The 20,228-nt window shown below is 58.8% G+C and carries 1 protein-coding gene; it reads left to right on the forward strand.

All coding sequences use genetic code 11. The features are described 5' to 3' along the window. The first annotated feature begins 368 nt into the window (after nucleotides 1-368). On the forward strand, nucleotides 369-20,063 hold the full coding sequence (locus ACO6TG_RS18485; protein ID WP_422378906.1) for a putative Ig domain-containing protein: 19,695 nt from the start codon (nucleotides 369-371) through the stop codon (nucleotides 20,061-20,063). Nucleotides 20,064-20,228 lie beyond the last annotated feature (165 nt).

Consider the following 20,228-nt stretch of genomic DNA (forward strand, 5'->3'; position numbering starts at 1 on the left):
ACGTCATTTGGGGCGGAGACATCAAACAGGAAACAGATAGCGAAGATGATACCGCCAATTTTTCGAACGTAGGTGACGGCGGCCTCAAGGTTCTTGTGAACGGCAATCCCGGTTTTTCCCATGTGGTAAGTATAGACAATGATGGAAAGGTAGATACCAAACTCCACGCTGTTGAGAATATTATTCTTTCAAATGAAAATGATCGTTTTGTTCCCGTAACTGGCGGAAGTCTTACGAATTCAGTTCTAAAGATGATTGATGGCGGTGATGAGGCTGGGGACGAGGGGGATGTCCTTGATTTCAGTCTTATGACTCCGTCTGGCATTACGCTCAAAGATGGCAAAATCAAAACTTCATCAACCGACGAATTGCAGTTCAAGAACTTTGAAACTGTCATTGGAACTGTCTCCGACGATGTCATTCACGCCACCGAACTGAACGGCGCAGACAAACAGGTCACCCTGCGAGGCAACAAGGGAGATGATGAGTTACACGGCCATGACGGGGACAACGTCCTTTCGGGCGGTATCGGCAGCGATACCTTCTACGGTGGGACCGGGGCGGACGAAATCTGGGGCGGCGACGTTGATCAAGTCACGGACACGGAATTTGATACCGTCAGTTTCGAAAACCTCCAGCACGGCCTGAATGCCGAACATGAAGAAATTGTAGGTGGTGAACCTGGGGCTATTAAAGTTCATTACAGTGATTACGATGTAAATACAAAAATTTATGCTGCGGAGAAACTTGTACTTACAAACTTTGAAGACACCTACTTCGTCAAAGATCTTGGTTTTTTACGTGTTGTTAAAGAACTGGAGGTCGATGGTGGTGGCGATGGACAGACAGGAGATTTCCTCGACTTTTCTGACCTGGACGAGGGAATTACGCTGCGTGACGGCGTGCTTGAGGGCACAAATGCCCGGTTCACCAACTTTGAGGCGATTCTCGGGACTTTCCAGCAGGATCGGTACATCGTCACTGATCTTGAGACTTTGCGGAATGACACGCGGTTTGAGGTCGATGCCCTGGATGACGAGGGCAAAGGCGACATCCTCGACTTCTCGCGGATCAGTGAAAGCATCACGTTCCGGGACGGAGTGGTTGAGGGCACAAACGCAGAATTTACAGACTTTGAGACGATCATCCTCACCGACGAGGACGACCGGGTAGAAATTCCTGCCCTGGGAGACGGCACAACCTTTGCCATGGGACTTGGCGACAACAAAGTTGTCGTGACCGATGATGGCGGTCAGCCTAGCGATCCGTCCGCCATCACTCGAATTGACTTCGATCTCGAAAACGCGACGGAAAAGCAGACCCAGCATATTGTCGGCAATGCCGACCTGGACCGGGCGATTGCTTCCAATGGTGTTCTGACCTTCAACGGCAAACAGATCGTTGGCGGTGCCGCGTTTGACTTCAACCGCTATGAAAAACACACCGGGGATTTTGAGGCCTATTCGCCGCTCCTGGGTGATCAGCAGTATCAGCCTGTGTTGCTGATCTCCGACTGGTTCGAGGCAAAAGTCGAGAATGTCGGGTATCTTTTTGGCATTGCCAGTGACTTGATCGACCCGGGAATTGGCTTGGGTACGCCTGGCACCGGATTTGGCGCAGGACTCGGCCTGCCGCTGTTTTTCGGCAACGTCGCTGTGGAAGAGGCGATGCGCTGGGACAACAAGTGGGTCAACGCCTATTCCCAGGAAATTATCGGTGCGCATGGCGAGATCTACCGTGTCTTTGATCAGGAAACCGGAAAACGCGCTTTTGAGGTCACCGGCGACGGCGTTTACAGGCTCGAGATTTCCTTCAAGGGGGACGATTTTGCAGCTCCGCAAACCATGGTGGTGGAGAACTGGCGCCAGGGCGACTTCGGCATCAAGTTGCGGGCAGACGGCTGGGAGAACGGTTACGAAACGGGCACGAATCGAAACGGGAACTTCGATCCGATCGAGGGGCCTAAGGAAAACGCCCAGATCCAGGCAACACTTGCCAGCCTCAATCTGATACCACCGTCCGCGGACCCGATTGAGGAAACTCAGGAAGAGGGTGGCGCTCCGGTCGAAGCGATGGCCATGGCGGCCGCAGCAGCGAGCCCCGAGCCGGCTTCGGCCGAGGGACCTGTTGAAGGGGCTGCAGCGGCAGCTGACGAAGCGCCGGCAATCGAGGACATCCCCCTCCAGCGCAACGGCAATTCCGGCGACAACACGCTGACCGGGTCCAGCGGCGACGATCAGTTCAATGGCGGACAGGGCAATGACACGCTGAGCGGTGGTGAAGGGGTCGATACTTACATCTTTGCGCGCGGTGACGGTGCCAATGTCATTTTCGACGCGTCCGCGTCGGGCAACATCCTGAAATTCGTCGATATCGACACGGCAACACTCGCCTATGCGGATGTCGCAGGTGACACGGAAGGCGTCACGGACCGCCAGATCACCTTTGGCGACGGCGACACAGTTCTGATCAAGAACTGGTCGACCCTGGACCAGGCCGCGCGCGATGCGTGGACCGTCGAGACGCTGACCTCGCCGGCTCAGACCCCGGACAATGAAGACGACCTGCCCAATCTGGTGGAATATCCGAACGAGCTCACCGGCGGTGCAGAGGACGACATCATTGACGGGGGGGCCAAGGAAGACCTCATCACCGGCAATGGCGGCAATGACACGCTGGTCGGTGCGGGGGGCAACGACCAGATCTTCGGCAATGACGGCAATGACCGTATCCTGGGTGGGGCAGGCAACGATCGCCTGTTCGGCCATGACGGCGACGACAGCCTCTTCGGCGGTGCCAATGACGATTACATCGACAGTGGCGCCGGATTTGACGAAATCACCGGCGGGCGCGGCAACGACCGGATCATTGCCGGCGATGGAGGCTCCAACATCTATTTCAATTCCGGTGACGGTCAGGACATCGTTACGGTCAACGACACCACCGGTTACTTCTCCAACGGGGAGCAGACCGATACGCTGATCTTCGGCGAAGGTATCTCGGCAAGTGACATCCGGCTGGTGCGCTCGGCCGATGACCCGCTGGCGATCACCTTCCTGATCGGCGACAACGGCGACGCCATCACCGTCACGAACCAGTTCGATCCGGTCGGCAATTTCACCGACGGGCTGGACTTTGTCCGTTTCGCCGATGGCGAGGTCTGGGACCGGGCGCGCATCAAGGACGTGTTCCTTGAGCAGCAGACGACGGCCGGCGATGACACCCTGATCGGCTTTGAAGACAGCGACGACGCACTTGCGGCGACGTCCGGCAACGATTTGCTGGCCGGCGGCAGCGGCAATGACAGCTATTTCTGGGTCCGCGGCAGCGGCGACGACACCATCACTGACAGCAGCGGCTTCGACCGTCTGGTTTTCGGCCCGGATATCGAGCCGTCCGACATTTCGGTGGAGGTGCTCAAGTTTATCGAGACGGCCGACGGCCTGAACACCGCCAAACACGATCTGAAAATCACTATTGCCGGGCCGGATGGCGGTTCGGTCTATCTCAGCAACCTGATGAAGGAAGCCGGCGAGGGCATCGACACGATTGCCTTCGAGGACGGCACCATCTGGGATGCTGCTTACCTGGCCGATCTGGCCCTGGACGGCCAGGTCGGGGCAACGGCCGACACAGTGTTCGGCAGCGGCTATGGTGATGTGATCAATGGCGGGGGCGGCAACGATACCCTTTATGGCGGCGGCGGCAGCGACACGCTTCTTGGCGGAGAAGGCGATGATGTCCTGCATGGCTATGATGAGAACGATTTCATCACCAGCCATAGCAAGTACACCGACGGTGGCGACACGCTGAACGGTGGCGCCGGCAACGACACGCTCTTCGGCGGTTTTGGCAACAACCGCTATGTTTTTGATGCCGGGTTCGGACGGGACCGGATCCTGACGGATTTCGCCACACAGAACACGATTGGCGACAATGGCGGGCGCGAAACTGTGGTCTTTACCGCTCACACGCTTGCCGATTTCGAACTCACCTTCACGCCAGACCCCGACGATGCAGACAAGGGAACCTTGACGTTTCAGGTCATCGGCGCAGATGACAGGCTGGATATCGTCAATCACCCGTCGATCCTGGATGTCGCCGACAAGAGCGACTTTGTCACCCTGTATGAATTTGCCGACGGCGAGACCGTTGGCATTGCTGAGATTGCCAAACTGGCACAGATCGCCGGAACCGCCGACATCTCGACCGTGGGCACGAGCGCCGGGGAAAGCCTGTCCGGAGGAACGGGATCCGATCTCCTGAACGGCGGCGGCGGTGATGACACGCTGAAAGGCGGCGAGGGTGCTGACGCCTTGATCGGCGGCAGCGGCAGTGACACGCTGAATGGCGGCGCGGGCGACGATCTTCTTTTCGGCAATGCGGGTACCGATACGCTTGCAGGTGGCGACGGCGACGACATCGTCCTGGGGGGAGCCGGCAACGACACGCTTTCCGGCGGGGCAGGCAGCGACACGCTGAACGGCGGCGCGGGCGACGATCATCTCGCTGGCGGTAGCGGCAACGATGTGCTTGAAGGTGGGGCAGGCGCCGACACCTATTATTTCTCGCGTGGCGACGGTCAGGATGTCATTCGTGCGCAATCCGACGGCGGTGCGGCGCTGGACACGCTGGTTTTCAATCAGGGCATCTCCCAGACCGTCGTGACCTACTCCCTGGACGGCACCGATCTTGTGATCGATTTCCTGAACGGCAGTTTCGACCGCGTGACGGTCGAAGACTATCTCGGCAAAGGCTATCTTCATCTTCAGTTTGCGGACGGGTCCACGGCAACAGCCCGTGAAGTCCTGGCCACGCTCACCGGTGCAACGGACGCCAATGAAGACACGCGCGACCTGCCGAATGCCGATCAGCAGACGATCATCACGGGCGGCAAGGGCAACGACCTGCTCGTTGAAAACGACAATGTCTCCAGGAACACCTTCGTCTTCGTGAAAGGCGACGGTCAGGACCAGGTCCTGGCCAAGGAAGGGGTCGTGATCGGCGAGACCCATGAATTGCTCATCATCGGCTTTGACCGAACCGATGCGCAATTCATTCAGGATGGGGAAAGTGTCCGGATCCGCTTCGACGGCGCCGACGACGAAATCCTCTTGTCCGACCAGCTCACCGAACTCAATCAGTGGGGTGTCGATTCAATCTCGTTCGGAAGTGGTGAAACACTGACCCGCAGCCAGCTGCGCCAGCTGCTCGTCACGCAACAGACAACAGCCGGCGATGATGTCATCGAAACCTCGGCAACCGGCACTTACGGAGATTTCGCGACCGAACTGAAAGGCGGCGAAGGCAACGACACGCTGATCGGCAGCAAGAACACCGATACCTATCGGTACGAGCTGGGCGACGGCTCCGACGTGATCATCGACGCCTCGACCTCCAGTGCGACGGACAGCCTGAGTTTCGGTGCCGGCATTCGTGTCCAGGATGTCTCGTTCGCCAGGTCCGGCACCGCAGACGATGATGTTGTTGTAACGCTCGCGGACGGCAACACCATTACCCTGGTCGATCAGATGACCGGCACTGGCAAGGGCATCGAACAGATCACCTTTGCAAATGGCGATGTGCTGACGGGTGATTTCATTCGCAGCCAGATCCTGGATGCATCCGGCAACACCGGCGACGACACAGTGATCGGGACGGCGTCCGGTGAGACGCTTTCCGGCGGCGCCGGGCAGAACACGCTGATCGGCGGTGAGGGTGGCGACACTTATCTGGTCGGCGCCGGGAACGACACCATTGAGGAAACCGGTTCAACGGGCACGGACCAGCTGATGGTGCTCGACGGGATCAGCGAAGCGGACATACGCTTCTGGCGCGATCCGGCACAGCCGGACGACCTGGTGCTCTCCTTTGCCTCGGGGGCCAATGTTCGTGTGAACGACCAGTTTGCCAACACCGCCATCGAGCGCATTGTCTTTGCCGACGGCAAGGTCATTGATGCGGCCGGCATTGCGCAACGCGTTCTGGAAGGTTCCCAAAGCGATGCTGACGATTATGTCGTCGGCACGGACGGCAATGACTGGATCGATGCCGGTGCCGGCAATGACGAGATCCACCTGGGTGCCGGCGCGGATGTTATCGAATTCGGGCGCAGTGACGGTCAGGATCGGGTGTCCTCTCCGGTCGCGGACACGTCCGCGGACACGCTGCTGCTGAAGTCCGGTGTCGCACCTCGTGACATTGTCCTGTCTGTTGTCGGGTCCGACTTGCTTGTGGCGATCACCGGCACGACGGACGCGCTGACTGTGAAAGACTATTTCGACGTTAGCGGAGCGGCTCCCGTCGTGGTCGGAACGCTCACCACGTTCGCCTTTGATGACGGTACGGTCTGGTTGGTCTCCGATATTCTGGAAAGGGCCGTGGACACGGCTCCTCAGGCAAACGGCAGCGTCCTGGACCAGACGGTCGACGAGGATGGCGCCTTTGTGCTTGATCTTCCTGAGGGACTGTTCAGCGATGCAGAAGACGGCTCGCTTCAGCTTTCTGCGCGGTTGGCGGACGGTTCGCAGCTGCCTGCCTGGTTGACATTTGCAGACGGCCGTTTCACCGGGACGCCCGGCAATGCCGATGTCGGCACGCTCGACATCGTCGTCGTTGCAACGGATGCGTCGGGCAAACAGGCGGAATCCGCCTTCCGGCTCGAGATCGAGAACGTCAATTCCACACCTGAGCTTGTTGCAACACCGGCACCTGTGGACGCGGGGGCGGGGCAGGCGTTGACTTATGTGTTCGACGCGGCACAGGTGTCTGATCCGGAGGCCGACCCGCTTGACTTTTCGGCCAAGCTCGCCGACGGGTCGGACCTGCCTGCATGGCTATCCTTCGATGCGCAGACCCTGACCTTCTCCGGAACCGTTCCGGCCGATGCCGACGGCATCCTCACCGTGCATCTGCTGGCGTCCGATGGCGATGCAGTTCTCACAGTACCACTGCATTTCGTGACCGGGGCGGACAGCGAGGCGCCGGTTGTGGCAAATGCGCCGGCGGACCTGGCGACGGCGGAAGACGGTGCCTTCACTTTCACACTGCCGGCGGACGTGTTTGCGGACGCGACGCAGAATGATGTCCTGACTGTATCGGCCAGACTTGCGGACGGTTCAGCTTTGCCGGACTGGCTGAGCTTTGATGACGCGACGGCCACTTTCAGCGGCACCCCTGCCAACGAAGATGTCGGTGCACTTAACATCGAAGTGACAGCGACGGATTTGGCAGGCAACACCGTTTCGACCAGTTTCCTGCTGACGGTGACCGATACCAACGATGCGCCGACGGTCACGGGAACCTGGGAAGCCCACGTTGCCACCGAAGGTGAATTGCTGAGCTGGTCGCCGGACTACGGCATCTTTTCTGATCAGGACCAGGGCGACCAGCTCACATACAGCGCGACCCTGTTTGGCGGCGCTCCCTTGCCGGACTGGCTCAGCTTCGACGGTCAGGCCTTCACAGGTACGCCGGAAGACGGCGATACCGGTATCCTTGCACTTACGGTCGTAGCCACCGATGGCAGCGGCGCGACCGCACAGCAGTCATTCTACATGGTCGTTTCTCCGGTCAACGACGCACCGGTCGCCGTTGGGACGATCGACGACCAGAGCCTGCATGAGGACGACACGATCAGTTTCGTGTTGCCGGAAGCGCTGTTCGAGGACGCGGACAATACAGGTCATGCGCTCACGCTCTCGCTGGAAAATGGTGAGCCGTTGCCGGACTGGATGACATATGACCCGGCGACCCGGACCTTCCAGGCGGATCCGCCTGCCTCTCTCCTGGATCTCTATGAAGGAACCCGCGTTTACACCGTCAAGGTCACGGCAACCGATGCGCTCGGGGCTTCGGCGTCGGTCAACTTTGAAATCTCGATTTATGATGACAATCCCGGCACCACGGTAACGGGCACCGACGGCGATGACGAACTGGTTGCAACTTTCGGTCCTGACGTGATCGACGGTGGCGCCGGAAACGATCTGCTGCAAGGCTCCTACGGCAAGGACACCTTCCTCTTCGGGCCGGGCTCCGGAAATGACACGATCGATCCGGATGTGCCGGTCTATTCCGCCGACAGCGTAGGCGACATCGTGCGGTTCACCGGAGGTCTGGCTGCAGACGACATTGTCATCACCCGGACCGGTTCCAACGACAACCTGACCGATCTTGTGATCACGATCACTGCAACCGGCGAAACGCTGACGGTCCTGGATCAGTTCGGATCTCTGGGCGAAAGCAAAAACGTCATCACCCGTTTCGAATTTGCCGATGGCACAGTCTGGACGGATGCGGATGTTATCGCCCGCTTTACCACTGCCACCGACCAGGCCGACACGTTGCTGGGTGACGGTTTCGACAATGTTATTGCCGGAGGCAAGGGCGATGATGCGTTGTCGGGCTCTTATGGAGATGACGAACTACATGGTGGCGAAGGCACCGATACGCTGGACGGCGGCAGCGGCGACGACACCTATATCCTTACGCTCGGAGATGGCATCGACACCATTCTGGCGGATTCCAAGAGATCGGATACCAACTACATAAGTTTTGGCGAGGGCATCACTCCGGCCGACCTGGTCATCTACGGCAATCTGGACAGCAGCGACCTTCTGCCAATTCCCGCCGGTGTCGACCTGAATCCCTACGAAATGTATATCGGGCTGGCCGATGGCAGCGCCGGTTTCGTTGTGGTGAACCAGTTCAAGACCGGTTTCACCGACGACGGCATCAGCGGGTTCAAGTTCCAGGACGGCTCGGTCTATCTGCTTAACGAACTGGTTCCGCTTGTCTCCGGAGGAAATGGCGGCGGCCTTGCCGTTGGCACGTCCGGTGAAGACACCCTTCGCGCGGCGTTTGGCGACACCACCTTTGACGGTGGTGCCGGTGACGACACGCTGGAAGGCGGTGCCGGAAATGACACGTTCGTTTACGAGCTGGGCGATGGCAACGACAGCATTCGCGACGACAACGAGGCACTGAGTTTCGACCGGTTGGAGTTCGGCAGCGGCATCAACATCGACGATGTGAAGTTTGTCCGGGCCAGCTGGCTCAGCCTTGATGTCGAGATCCTCCCGACTGGTGAGGTCATCCGGCTGAACTCCTTCTTCACGCTGAACACCAAGGGTTTTTACGAAAAACCGATCGACGAGATCGTGTTCGGCAACGGCGAGGTTCTGACCTATCAGAATATCGTCGACCTGATGCTCGAAGGGACTTCAGGCGACGATCACCTGACAGGTCTGGAATACGAAAACGATATTCTGGATGGCGGTGCCGGCGACGACAGGCTGGAGGGTTATGGGGGCGACGATACCTATATCTTCGGAACGGGGTATGGCAGCGATACGATCCACGCCGACAACAGAAATATCTGGAACACGCCGAACGTTACGACAGTTCAGTTCAAGGATGGTCTGAGATTCGACGATCTGACTTTCACCTTCGATGATGCGTCGGACACCTGGCAGGCAAGCATTGACGGCACCGGCGATGTCTTGACTTTCAACATGGATGACAGTGCCCACATCTCGCACACCTGGGTCTTCACCTTTGATGATGGCGAGAAGGTCTATCACAGCGAACTGATTACGCGACATCAGCTTGAAAACGGCCTGCATCAAGATGGCGACACCATCATTGACGGCACTTCCGCCTCCGAGACGATTTCCGGCACATCTGCAGATGAAGTGATTACCGGCGGCGCGGGCGACGACTACATCAAGTCCTCCTCAGGCAGCGATACGATCATCTATCGACGCGGTGACGGCACGGATAGGATCCACGACAGCGGCAGCTCCGTGTTCGAGACGGATGTGCTGTGCCTTGAAGGGTTCGCTGCCGATGAGGTGAGGCTCGGGCGGAACGGCGACGACCTCTATATTCTTTTCGAGGGAAGCAGCGACTATATCCAGGTCGACGACCAGTTCGAATACGGAACCTACTCCAAGACGCATAACGGCGAACGCACGCGCTTCGACAAGTACGAGGGGCTCGAGGCAATTGTTTTTGATGACGGCAGTTTCCTGTCTCGTCACGACATCAAGTCCCAGGCGGTTCTGACAGGGAACCCGACCACCAGTGAAACCATCAACGGTTCGTCCGAGGCGGACACGTACTACATCTCCAGGGACTTTGGTGACGACGTCATCAACGAAAACAGCAGCGACCTTCAGGTGGTTGACCGCCTTGTGCTCGGGCCGAACATCCTGTTGGGCGATGTCACCTTTTCCAGAGTCAATGGTGGTGAAGACCTCCTGATCAATATCGGTGCCGGCGAAGGCAGCCTTACTATTCGCGATCAGTTCGTCGACGCCACGCAGGGGCTGGAAGAAATCGAATTCTCTGACGGCACGATCCTGAACCGCGGCCAGATCCTTGAAACCGTTGAAGCGTTGACGGCGGGAGACGATCAGGTTCTCGGCAGTGGCGCGGATGATGTCCTGAACGGACTTGGCGGACAGGACGAAATCGACGGTGCCAGGGGCGATGATCAACTGCAGGGCGGTGCGGGCAACGACACCCTCACGGGCGGCGAGGGTGAGGACCTTCTGATTGGCGGCACCGGCGACGATGTCCTGAGCGGAGGGGCTGGTACGGATGCCTACAGGTTCAGTGTCGGCGACGGTGCGGACACCATCAATGATCAGGGCGCCGATCTCGAAGAATATGACACATTGTATCTGACGGGCGGGATCAGGACGACCGACGTCACGGTCGAACGGTCTGCCGACGGCAACGACCTGATCCTGAAAGTAGGAGACGGCGGTGACCAGATCACACTGGAGGACCGTCTTGTTTCGGGAACGGCAGGGGTTGACCTTGTATCCTTCGATGACGGCACTGTCTGGAACTATGACGCTCTGCTTCGCTTGTCAGACGGCACTCAACTGGCGGCTCCGGTCGCTGCCGATGATGTGCTCTACCGAGCGCCGGGGGCTCAATGGCTGTCGATTGACATTCAAAGTCTGCTGATCAACGACACGGATGCGGATGGTGATATCCTATTCATTCAGTCGTTCGGAACCGTGTCGCAAGGCACGGTGGCGTTCGACGAATTTGGAGGCATCCTGCTTGGCGACGAAGCCGGGTTTGGGACAGGCGATGTCACGTTCACCTATACCGTCAGTGACGGCCTTCAGACCGCTGAAGCGACGGTTACGGTTCGGATCGGCGACTTTGTCAACACATCTCCAATTGCCACGGACGATGACGGCTTGAGCGTCCTTCAGGGCGCTGCCTTGATCGTCTCGGCGGCCGAATTGCTTGCAAACGATACCGATCTCGACGGTGATGCCATCGGCATCCAGTCTGTCGGCGCCGCTCAGAACGGCATTGTGGAGCTTGATCCGCACGGAAACATCCGGTTCGTTCCGAACGCGAATTTCGTCGGCTCAACTTCTTTTGACTATACCGTCTCCGACGGCCGTGGCGGCACCGCAACGGCTACGGTGGTCGTTGAGGTGCTTGGCGATGCAAACGATGCTCCCATCGTTGTCACGCCAATGGGTGCCCACACGATCGATGAAGACAACACGGTCCTCCTGACCGTGCCACAGGCCACGTTCCATGACGCGGATGGTGACGTGTTGACATATAGCGCAGCGCTTTCCGACGGGAGCCCGCTGCCTGCGTGGCTGACCTTTGACCCTGAGACGCGGGTGTTCTCCGGCACGCCGCCGCAGGACTTCAATGGCACCCTTTCATTGAAGGTGATTGCAAGCGACGGCGAGGCCTCGGCCGAAGAGATCTTTGACCTGGTGATCAACCCGGTCAATGATGCGCCGGAGCTGCAAACAGCAATCGCTGATCAGGCTGCTGCGGAAGACAGCGCCTGGACCTTTACGCTTCCGGAAAACACCTTCCTGGACGTGGATGGCGATGCCCTGACCTACAGTGCAACGCTGGTAGACGGCTCTGCCCTGCCGTCCTGGCTGAGCTTCGACGCGGCCACACGAACCTTCTCCGGCACGCCGCCGCAAGACGGCGCGGGAACGCTTTCGCTGAAGGTTGTGGCCAGTGACGGTGAAGCCTCGGTGGAAGACACGTTCGATCTGGTGATCGGCCGGGTCAATGACGCGCCTGTTGTTTCCAATGCCATTGCAAACCAGTCCGTTGACGAAGACACCGCTTGGAGCTTTACGGTTCCCGAGGGCACGTTCACCGATGCCGATGGCGACGCGCTCACCTACAGCGCTACGCTCGGCGACGGCTCTGCCCTGCCGTCCTGGCTGAGCTTCGATGCCACCGCGCGGACCTTCTCCGGTACGCCGCCGCAAGACTTCAACGGTACCGTTTCATTGAAGGTTGTGGCCTCTGACGGCACTGAGACGGGAGAGGACGTCTTTGATCTGGTGATCAACCCGGTCAACGATGCGCCGGAGCTGGAAACAGCAATCGCTGATCTGGCTGCTGCGGAAGACAGTGCCTGGACCTTTACGCTTCCGGAAAACACCTTCCAGGACGTGGATGGCGATGTCCTGACCTACAGTGCAACGCTTGAGGACGGCTCGGCTTTGCCGTCCTGGCTGAGCTTCGATGCGGCCACCCGGACCTTCTCCGGCACCCCGCCACAAGACGGCGCGGGAACGCTTTCGCTGAAGGTTGTGGCCAGTGACAGTGAAGCCTCGGTGGAAGACACGTTCGATCTGGTGATCGGCCGGGTCAATGACGCGCCTGTTGTTTCCAGCGCCATTTCAAACCAGTCCGTTGACGAGGACACCTCGTGGAGCTTCACGGTTCCCGAGGGCACGTTCACCGATGCCGATGGCGACGCGCTCACCTACAGCGCTACGCTCGGCGACGGCTCTGCCCTGCCGTCCTGGCTGAGCTTCGATGCGGCCACCCGGACCTTCTCCGGCACGCCGCCGCAAGACTTCAACGGCACTGTTTCATTGAGGGTTGTAGCCTCCGACGGCACTGAGACGGGAGAGGACGTCTTTGATCTGGTGATCAACCCGGTCAACGATGCGCCGGAGCTGGAAGCGGAAATTGCAGATCAGAGCGCGGCGGAAGACGTAGCCTGGAGCTTCACGGTCCCGGCGGATGCCTTCGCCGATATTGACGGCGATGCCCTGACCTACAGTGCAACGCTGGGGGACGGCTCGGCTTTGCCGTCCTGGCTGAGCTTCGATGCGGCCACCCGGACCTTCTCCGGCACCCCGCCGCAAGATGGCGCGGGAACACTCTCGCTGAAGGTTGTGGCCAGCGACGGTGAAGCCTCGGCGGAAGACACGTTCGACCTGGTGATCGACCGGGTCAATGACGCGCCTGTCGTTGCCAGCGCCATTGCGGACCAGTCCGTTGACGAAGACACCGCTTGGAGCTTCACGGTTCCCGAGGGTACGTTCACCGATGCCGATGGCGACGCGCTCACCTATAGTGCAACGCTCGGCGACGGCTCGACCTTGCCGTCGTGGCTGAGCTTCGATGCCGCCACGCGGACCTTCTCCGGCACGCCGCCGCAGGACTTCAACGGCACTGTTTCGTTGAAGGTTGTGGCCTCTGACGGCACGGAGACGGGTGAGGACATCTTTGACCTGGTGATCACCCCGGTCAACTCTGCCCCAATTGTTGCTGCCTCGATTATCGATCAGGTTGGAACGGAGAGTGAGGCCTGGAGCTACACTGTTCCGGCCGATGCCTTCACCGACGCGGATGGCGATGCGCTGACTTACAGCGCGACGCTTGCCGATGGCTCAGCGCTTCCGGTCTGGCTGTCGTTTGATGCTTCGACGCGGACTTTCTCCGGAATACCGCCGCAGGAGGCTGTGGGGACACTGTCTCTGAAGGTAATCGCTTCTGACGGCTCGGCGTCTGCGGAAGATGTTTTTGATCTGGTGATTGCTGTGTCTGGTGAAGTCACCAGCAACACGATCGAAAAAGTATCGGGTGGCTCCGACTGGTACAACGGTTTGGCAGCCTCGGTGGAGGCTCTTGTTGGCGCCGGCTATATCCAGTCGACAGCAGTGGATGCCGGCAAGAAGGTCGACATCGGTGCGTCGGTTGCCGGCAGCCAGAACGATACCTCGATTGATTTTTACATCTGGCTGACGGGCAGCGAGATCCGCATCAAGGAAAACGGTTCGGTCGTTGCCACAGTCGGCAGCTATGCCGATGGCGACACCTTTGCGATCGAACGTCTTGAGGATGGTACGCTGCAGTACCTGAAGAACGGCACGGTGCTCTACACCAGCAGCACGAAGGTCGATCCATCGATTGCGCTTCATGCCCATATGTCGCTTTACGATGAAGGCACGGTTCTGGCTGACACAGGCATTTCGACCGGTGGCGGTGCACCGCAGCTGGTCAACTGGCAGCTTGACCCGACCCTGGTGATTTTGGACACGGTTCCGGTGCCGACCCCGACCTGGACCGGTACGGATGGCGTTGACCAACTCTGGTTGACGGATGCGGATGATGTCATCGATGCCGGCAAAGGCGATGACGACATCAACAGCGCCAAGGGCAGCGACACGTTCCTGTGGCGCAAGGGCGATGGCAATGACACGTTCGGCGTATCGGCGGATGCCGGTGACATTGACGAGATCTTCCTGGTGGATGTCACTCAGGGCGAGGTCGCTCTCGGCGTCGATCCGGACTGGACAAACCACATCACGATCACGATCACGTCCACCGGCGAGGTGATCACGCTGACGGATCAGCTGGGCAGCGACAACACGGGCTCCCGGTTCGATCAGCTTCGTTTTGCCAATGGCGAGACGTGGGATTTTGCCATGCTGGCGGAGCGGGCCACCATGGCCGGAAACACCATCGAGAAGATCTCTGGTGGTGATGACTGGTACAACGGCTTGGCTGCCTCCATGGAAAGCCTGACGGGTGCCGGCTACATCCAGTCGACGGCTGTCGATGCCAGTGCACATCTAGATATCGGCGCGTCGATTGCCGGCAGCCAGGATGATACGTCGATTGACTATTACATCTGGCTGAGGGGCGGCAACGAGGTCCGCATCAAGGAAAACGGTTCTGTTGTGGCCACTTTCGGCGGCTATTCCGATGGCGACACGTTTGCGATCGAGCGTCTGGCGGATGGTAGCCTGCAATATCTGAAGAACGGTTCGGTGTTTTACACCAGCTCGACGACGGTTGACGTCTCGACACCGCTGCATGCGCACATGTCGCTCTATACCGAAGGCAGCAAGCTTGCCAATACGGTCATCTCCACCGGAGGCGGCGAGCCGCAGCTGGTCCACTGGGTCCTCGACGATACGCTCGACGTGGTGGGAGACAATGGCAACTCTGCCCCAATTGTTGCTGCCTCGATTGTCGATCAGATAGGAACGGAGAGTGAGGCCTGGAGCTACACTGTTCCGGCCGATGCCTTCACCGACGCGGATGGCGATGCGCTGACTTACAGCGCGACGCTTGCTGATGGCTCAGCGCTTCCGGTCTGGCTGTCCTTTGATGCTTCGACGCGGACTTTCTCCGGAACACCGCCGCAGGAGGCTGTGGGGACACTGTCTCTGAAGGTGATCGCTTCTGACGGCTCGGCGTCTGCGGAAGATGTTTTTGATCTGGTGATTGCTGTGTCTGGTGAAGTCACCAGCAACACGATCGAAAAAGTATCGGGTGGCTCCGACTGGTACAACGGTTTGGCAGCCTCGGTGGAGGCTCTTGTTGGCGCCGGCTATATCCAGTCGACAGCGGTGGATGCCGGCAAGAAGGTCGACATCGGTGCGTCGGTTGCCGGCAGCCAGAACGATACCTCGATTGATTTTTACATCTGGCTGACGGGCAGCGAGATCCGCATCAAGGAAAACGGTTCGGTCGTTGCCACAGTCGGCAGCTATGCCGATGGCGACACCTTTGCGATCGAACGTCTTGAGGATGGTACGCTGCAGTACCTGAAGAACGGCACGGTGCTCTACACCAGCAGCACGAAGGTCGATCCATCGATTGCGCTTCATGCCCATATGTCGCTTTACGATGAAGGCACAGTGCTGGCTGACACAGGCATTTCGACCGGTGGCGGTGCACCGCAGCTGGTCAACTGGCAGCTTGACCCGACCCTGGTGATTTTGGACACGGTTCCGGTGCCGACCCCGACCTGGACCGGTACGGATGGCGTTGACCAACTCTGGTTGACGGATGCGGATGATGTCATCGATGCCGGCAAAGGCGATGACGACATCAACAGCGCCAAGGGCAGCGACACGTTCCTGTGGCGCAAGGGCGATGGCAATGACACGTTCGGCGTATCGGCGGATGCCGGTGACATTGACGAGATCTTCCTGGTGGATGTCACTCAGGGCGAGGTCGCTCTCGGCGTCGATCCGGACTGGACAAACCACATCACGATCACGATCACGTCCACCGGCGAGGTGATCACGCTGACGGATCAGCTGGGCAGCGACAACACGGGCTCCCGGTTCGATCAGCTTCGTTTTGCCAATGGCGAGACGTGGGATTTTGCCATGCTGGCGGAGCGGGCCACCATGGCCGGAAACACCATCGAGAAGGTCTCTGGTGGTGATGACTGGTACAACGGCTTGGCTGCCTCCATGGAAAGCCTGACGGGTGCCGGCTACATCCAGTCGACGGCTGTCGATGCCAGTGCACATCTAGATATCGGCGCGTCGATTGCCGGCAGCCAGGATGATACGTCGATTGACTATTACATCTGGCTGAGGGGCGGCAACGAGGTCCGCATCAAGGAAAACGGTTCTGTCGTGGCCACTTTCGGCGGCTATTCCGATGGCGACACGTTTGCGATCGAGCGTCTGGCGGATGGTAGCCTGCAATATCTGAAGAACGGTTCGGTGTTTTACACCAGTTCGACGACGGTTGACGTCTCGACACCGCTGCATGCGCACATGTCGCTCTATACCGAAGGCAGCAAGCTTGCCAACACGGTCATCTCCACCGGAGGCGGCGAGCCGAAGCTGGTCCACTGGGTCCTCGACGATACGCTCGACGTGGTCGATTCACCCAACTCTGCCCCGGTTGTTTCAGGCTCCATTTCGGACCAGTCCATTGGTGAAGATACGGCGTGGAGCTTCTCGGTTGCGGCCGATGCGTTCTCCGATGCCGACGGGGACTCCCTCACTTACAGTGCAACGCTTGGCGATGGTTCGGCTTTGCCGGCCTGGTTGAGCTTCGATGCGGCCACGCGGACCTTCTCCGGCACCCCGCCGCAGGACTTCAACGGCACGATCACCCTGAAGATTGTGGCCTCTGACGGCGCGGAGACGGCCGAGGATGTCTTTGATCTGGTGATCGACCCGGTCAATGACGCGCCGGTTGTTGTCTATGATGTGCCGGACTTGTCCCTGGAGGAGGATACGGCCTGGTCCTACACCATTCCGGAGTTCCCGTTCTCGGACCCGGAAGGCGATCAAATCACGGTGACGGCGGCACTGGCCGACGGGTCACCGCTGCCGTCCTGGTTGAATTTCAATCCCGGCAACGGCCAGTTTTCGGGAACACCGCCACAGAACTACCATGGCACATTGTCACTGAAGCTGATCGGGTCCGACGGTACGGACAGTACCGAGGAATTCTTCGATATCGTGGTCAACTCTGTGAATGACGCTCCGGTCCTTGCAGTCCCTGTGAATGACCAGGGCGCGGTGGAAAATGCGACCTGGAGCTTCACGGTTCCTGCGGATGCCTTCACCGATATCGATGGCGATGCCCTGAGTTACAGTGCAACGCTTGAGGACGGCTCGGCTTTGCCGTCCTGGCTGAGCTTCGATGCGGCCACCCGGACGTTCTCCGGCAGCCCGCCGGCAGGGACGGCAGGTACGCTCGCGCTCAGGATTATCGCATCCGACGGCTCTGTCTCCGCTGAAGATGTCTTCAACCTGGAGATTGAGGCGGACAGCTCGACTGAAGCAGATATTCTGGGCACCGCAGATGCCGATACCCTTGACGGGACGTCGGCTGATGAAGTGATTGCTGGCCTTGCGGGTAACGACACCATAAATGGCGGCGCGGGCGATGACACGCTCGATGGCGGCGAGGGGGATGATAATCTCAACGGCAGCAGTGGCAACGACACTTACATCTATCGTCTGGGCGACGGGGCCGACACGATCACGGAGACCTATTCAAAGGGCAGTGCCGATCGCCTGGAACTGGGCAGTGGAATCCTTGCTTCAGAAGTGACGGCGACACGCAGTGCCAGCGACAAGGATGACATCACCCTTCATTTCACTGACGGTGGCTCCATTTTCCTCAATGAGCACTTCTACGACGCCTACAACCGGCAACACGCGGGTGTGGAACAGATCGCCTTTGCCGATGGAACCGTCTGGGGTGCTGCCGACATCATGTCGCATTATTTCGACAATGCCATCAGCGCAGGAAACGATACGGTCATTGGGTTCAATCAAGCCGATGACGTGATCGATACAGGCGCTGGCGACGATCTTATCACCACCTATGCCGGAGCCGATGTGATCACCGGTGGCCTGGGCAACGACGAAATCCATGGCGGTGCCGGAGACGACGTCTATTTCTACAATCTCGGTGACGGCAATGACACGATCGTTGAGACCTACAACAACGGGTCTGGTGACAGACTTGAGTTAGGAGCCGGGATTAATGCGGCTGATGTTACGATCACACGCAGTGCCAGTGACAAGGATGACATCACCCTTCATTTCACTGACGGTGGCTCCATCTTCTTCGATGAACACTTCTACGACGCCTTCAACCGGAAACAGGCGGGTGTGGAACAGATCGTCTTTGCCGGCGGAACCGTCTGGGGTGCTGCCGACATCATGTCGCATTACTTCGGCAATGCCATCAGCGCGGGAAACGATACGGTCATTGGGTTCAACCAGGGCGATGACGTGATCGACACAGGCGCTGGCGACGATCTCATCACCACCTATGCCGGAGCCGATGTGATCACCGGTGGCCTGGGCAACGACGAAATCCATGGCGGTGCCGGAGACGACGTCTATTTCTATGACCTCGGTGACGGCAATGACAAGATCGTTGAGACCTACAACAACGGGTCTGGTGACAGACTTGAGTTAGGAGCCGGGATTAATGCGGCTGATGTTACGATCACTCGCAGTGCCAGTGACAAGGATGACATCACCCTTCATTTCACTGACGGCGGCTCCATTTTCCTCGATGAACACTTCTACGACGCCTTCAACCGGAAACAGGCGGGTGTGGAACAGATCGCCTTTGCCGGCGGAACCGTCTGGGGTGCTGCCGACATCATGTCGCATTACTTCGATAATGCCATCAGCGCAGGAAACGATACGGTCATTGGGTTCAACAAAGGCGATGATGTGATCGACACAGGCGACGGCGACGATCTCATCACCACGTATGCTGGTGCCGATGTGATCACCGGTGGCCTGGGCAACGACGAAATTCATGGCGGTGCCGGAGACGATGTCTATATCTACGAGCTAGGCGATGGCAACGACAAGATCATTGAGACCTACAACAACGGGGCCGGTGACAGACTTGAACTTGGGGCAGGTATTCTTGCTTCGCAGGTCGGGATTCAAATGTCGTCCAGTGACGACGATGACGTGACCCTTCTCTTTGCCGATGGTGGCTCCATTATCCTGGACGAACAGTTTTACGACTCCTTCAACCGGAAACAGGCAGGTGTGGAGGAAATCGTCTTTGACGACGGAACAACCTGGTCGCATGACGATCTGCGTCTGATGATGTCGCAGGGAACGGAAAACGACGACACCCTGATCGGCTTCAATGGAGATGATGTTCTGTCGGCCAGCGGTGGTAATGACACGGTGCAGGGCGGTAAGGGCAATGACACACTCAACGGTGAAGCCGGTAACGACATGCTCACCGGCGGTTCGGGGAGTGATACATTTGTCTTTACCGACACATCAAACGGCTCCGACACCATCACCGATTTTGCCGCCGGAGAAGGCGCTGGCGACGTCCTGGAGTTCGGGTCGACCCTGTTCGCCGATTTCGCGTCGGTTCTGGCCGCGGCGTCCGATGATGGCTCGGACACCTCGATCGACCTGTCCGGTGGCGACATCCTGATGCTGGAAGGGGTCGTCGTCTCCGATCTGCACGCGGACGATTTCCGTTTTGTGTAACTGAGACAGTACAGGCTGGTGCAACACAGTTGGCAGGCGCGATAATAGCGTCTGCCAATTTGCATGATATCCCGCAGTTGTGGCGCGTCTCAGGAACCGCGTAACCTGAGGCCGCAGGATTCCGCCAGTTTGCGGCACGAACCGTTGCACTGATTGCTGTTAGAA

The organism is Roseibium sp. (assembly GCF_965233565.1).
Classification (GTDB): domain Bacteria; phylum Pseudomonadota; class Alphaproteobacteria; order Rhizobiales; family Stappiaceae; genus Roseibium.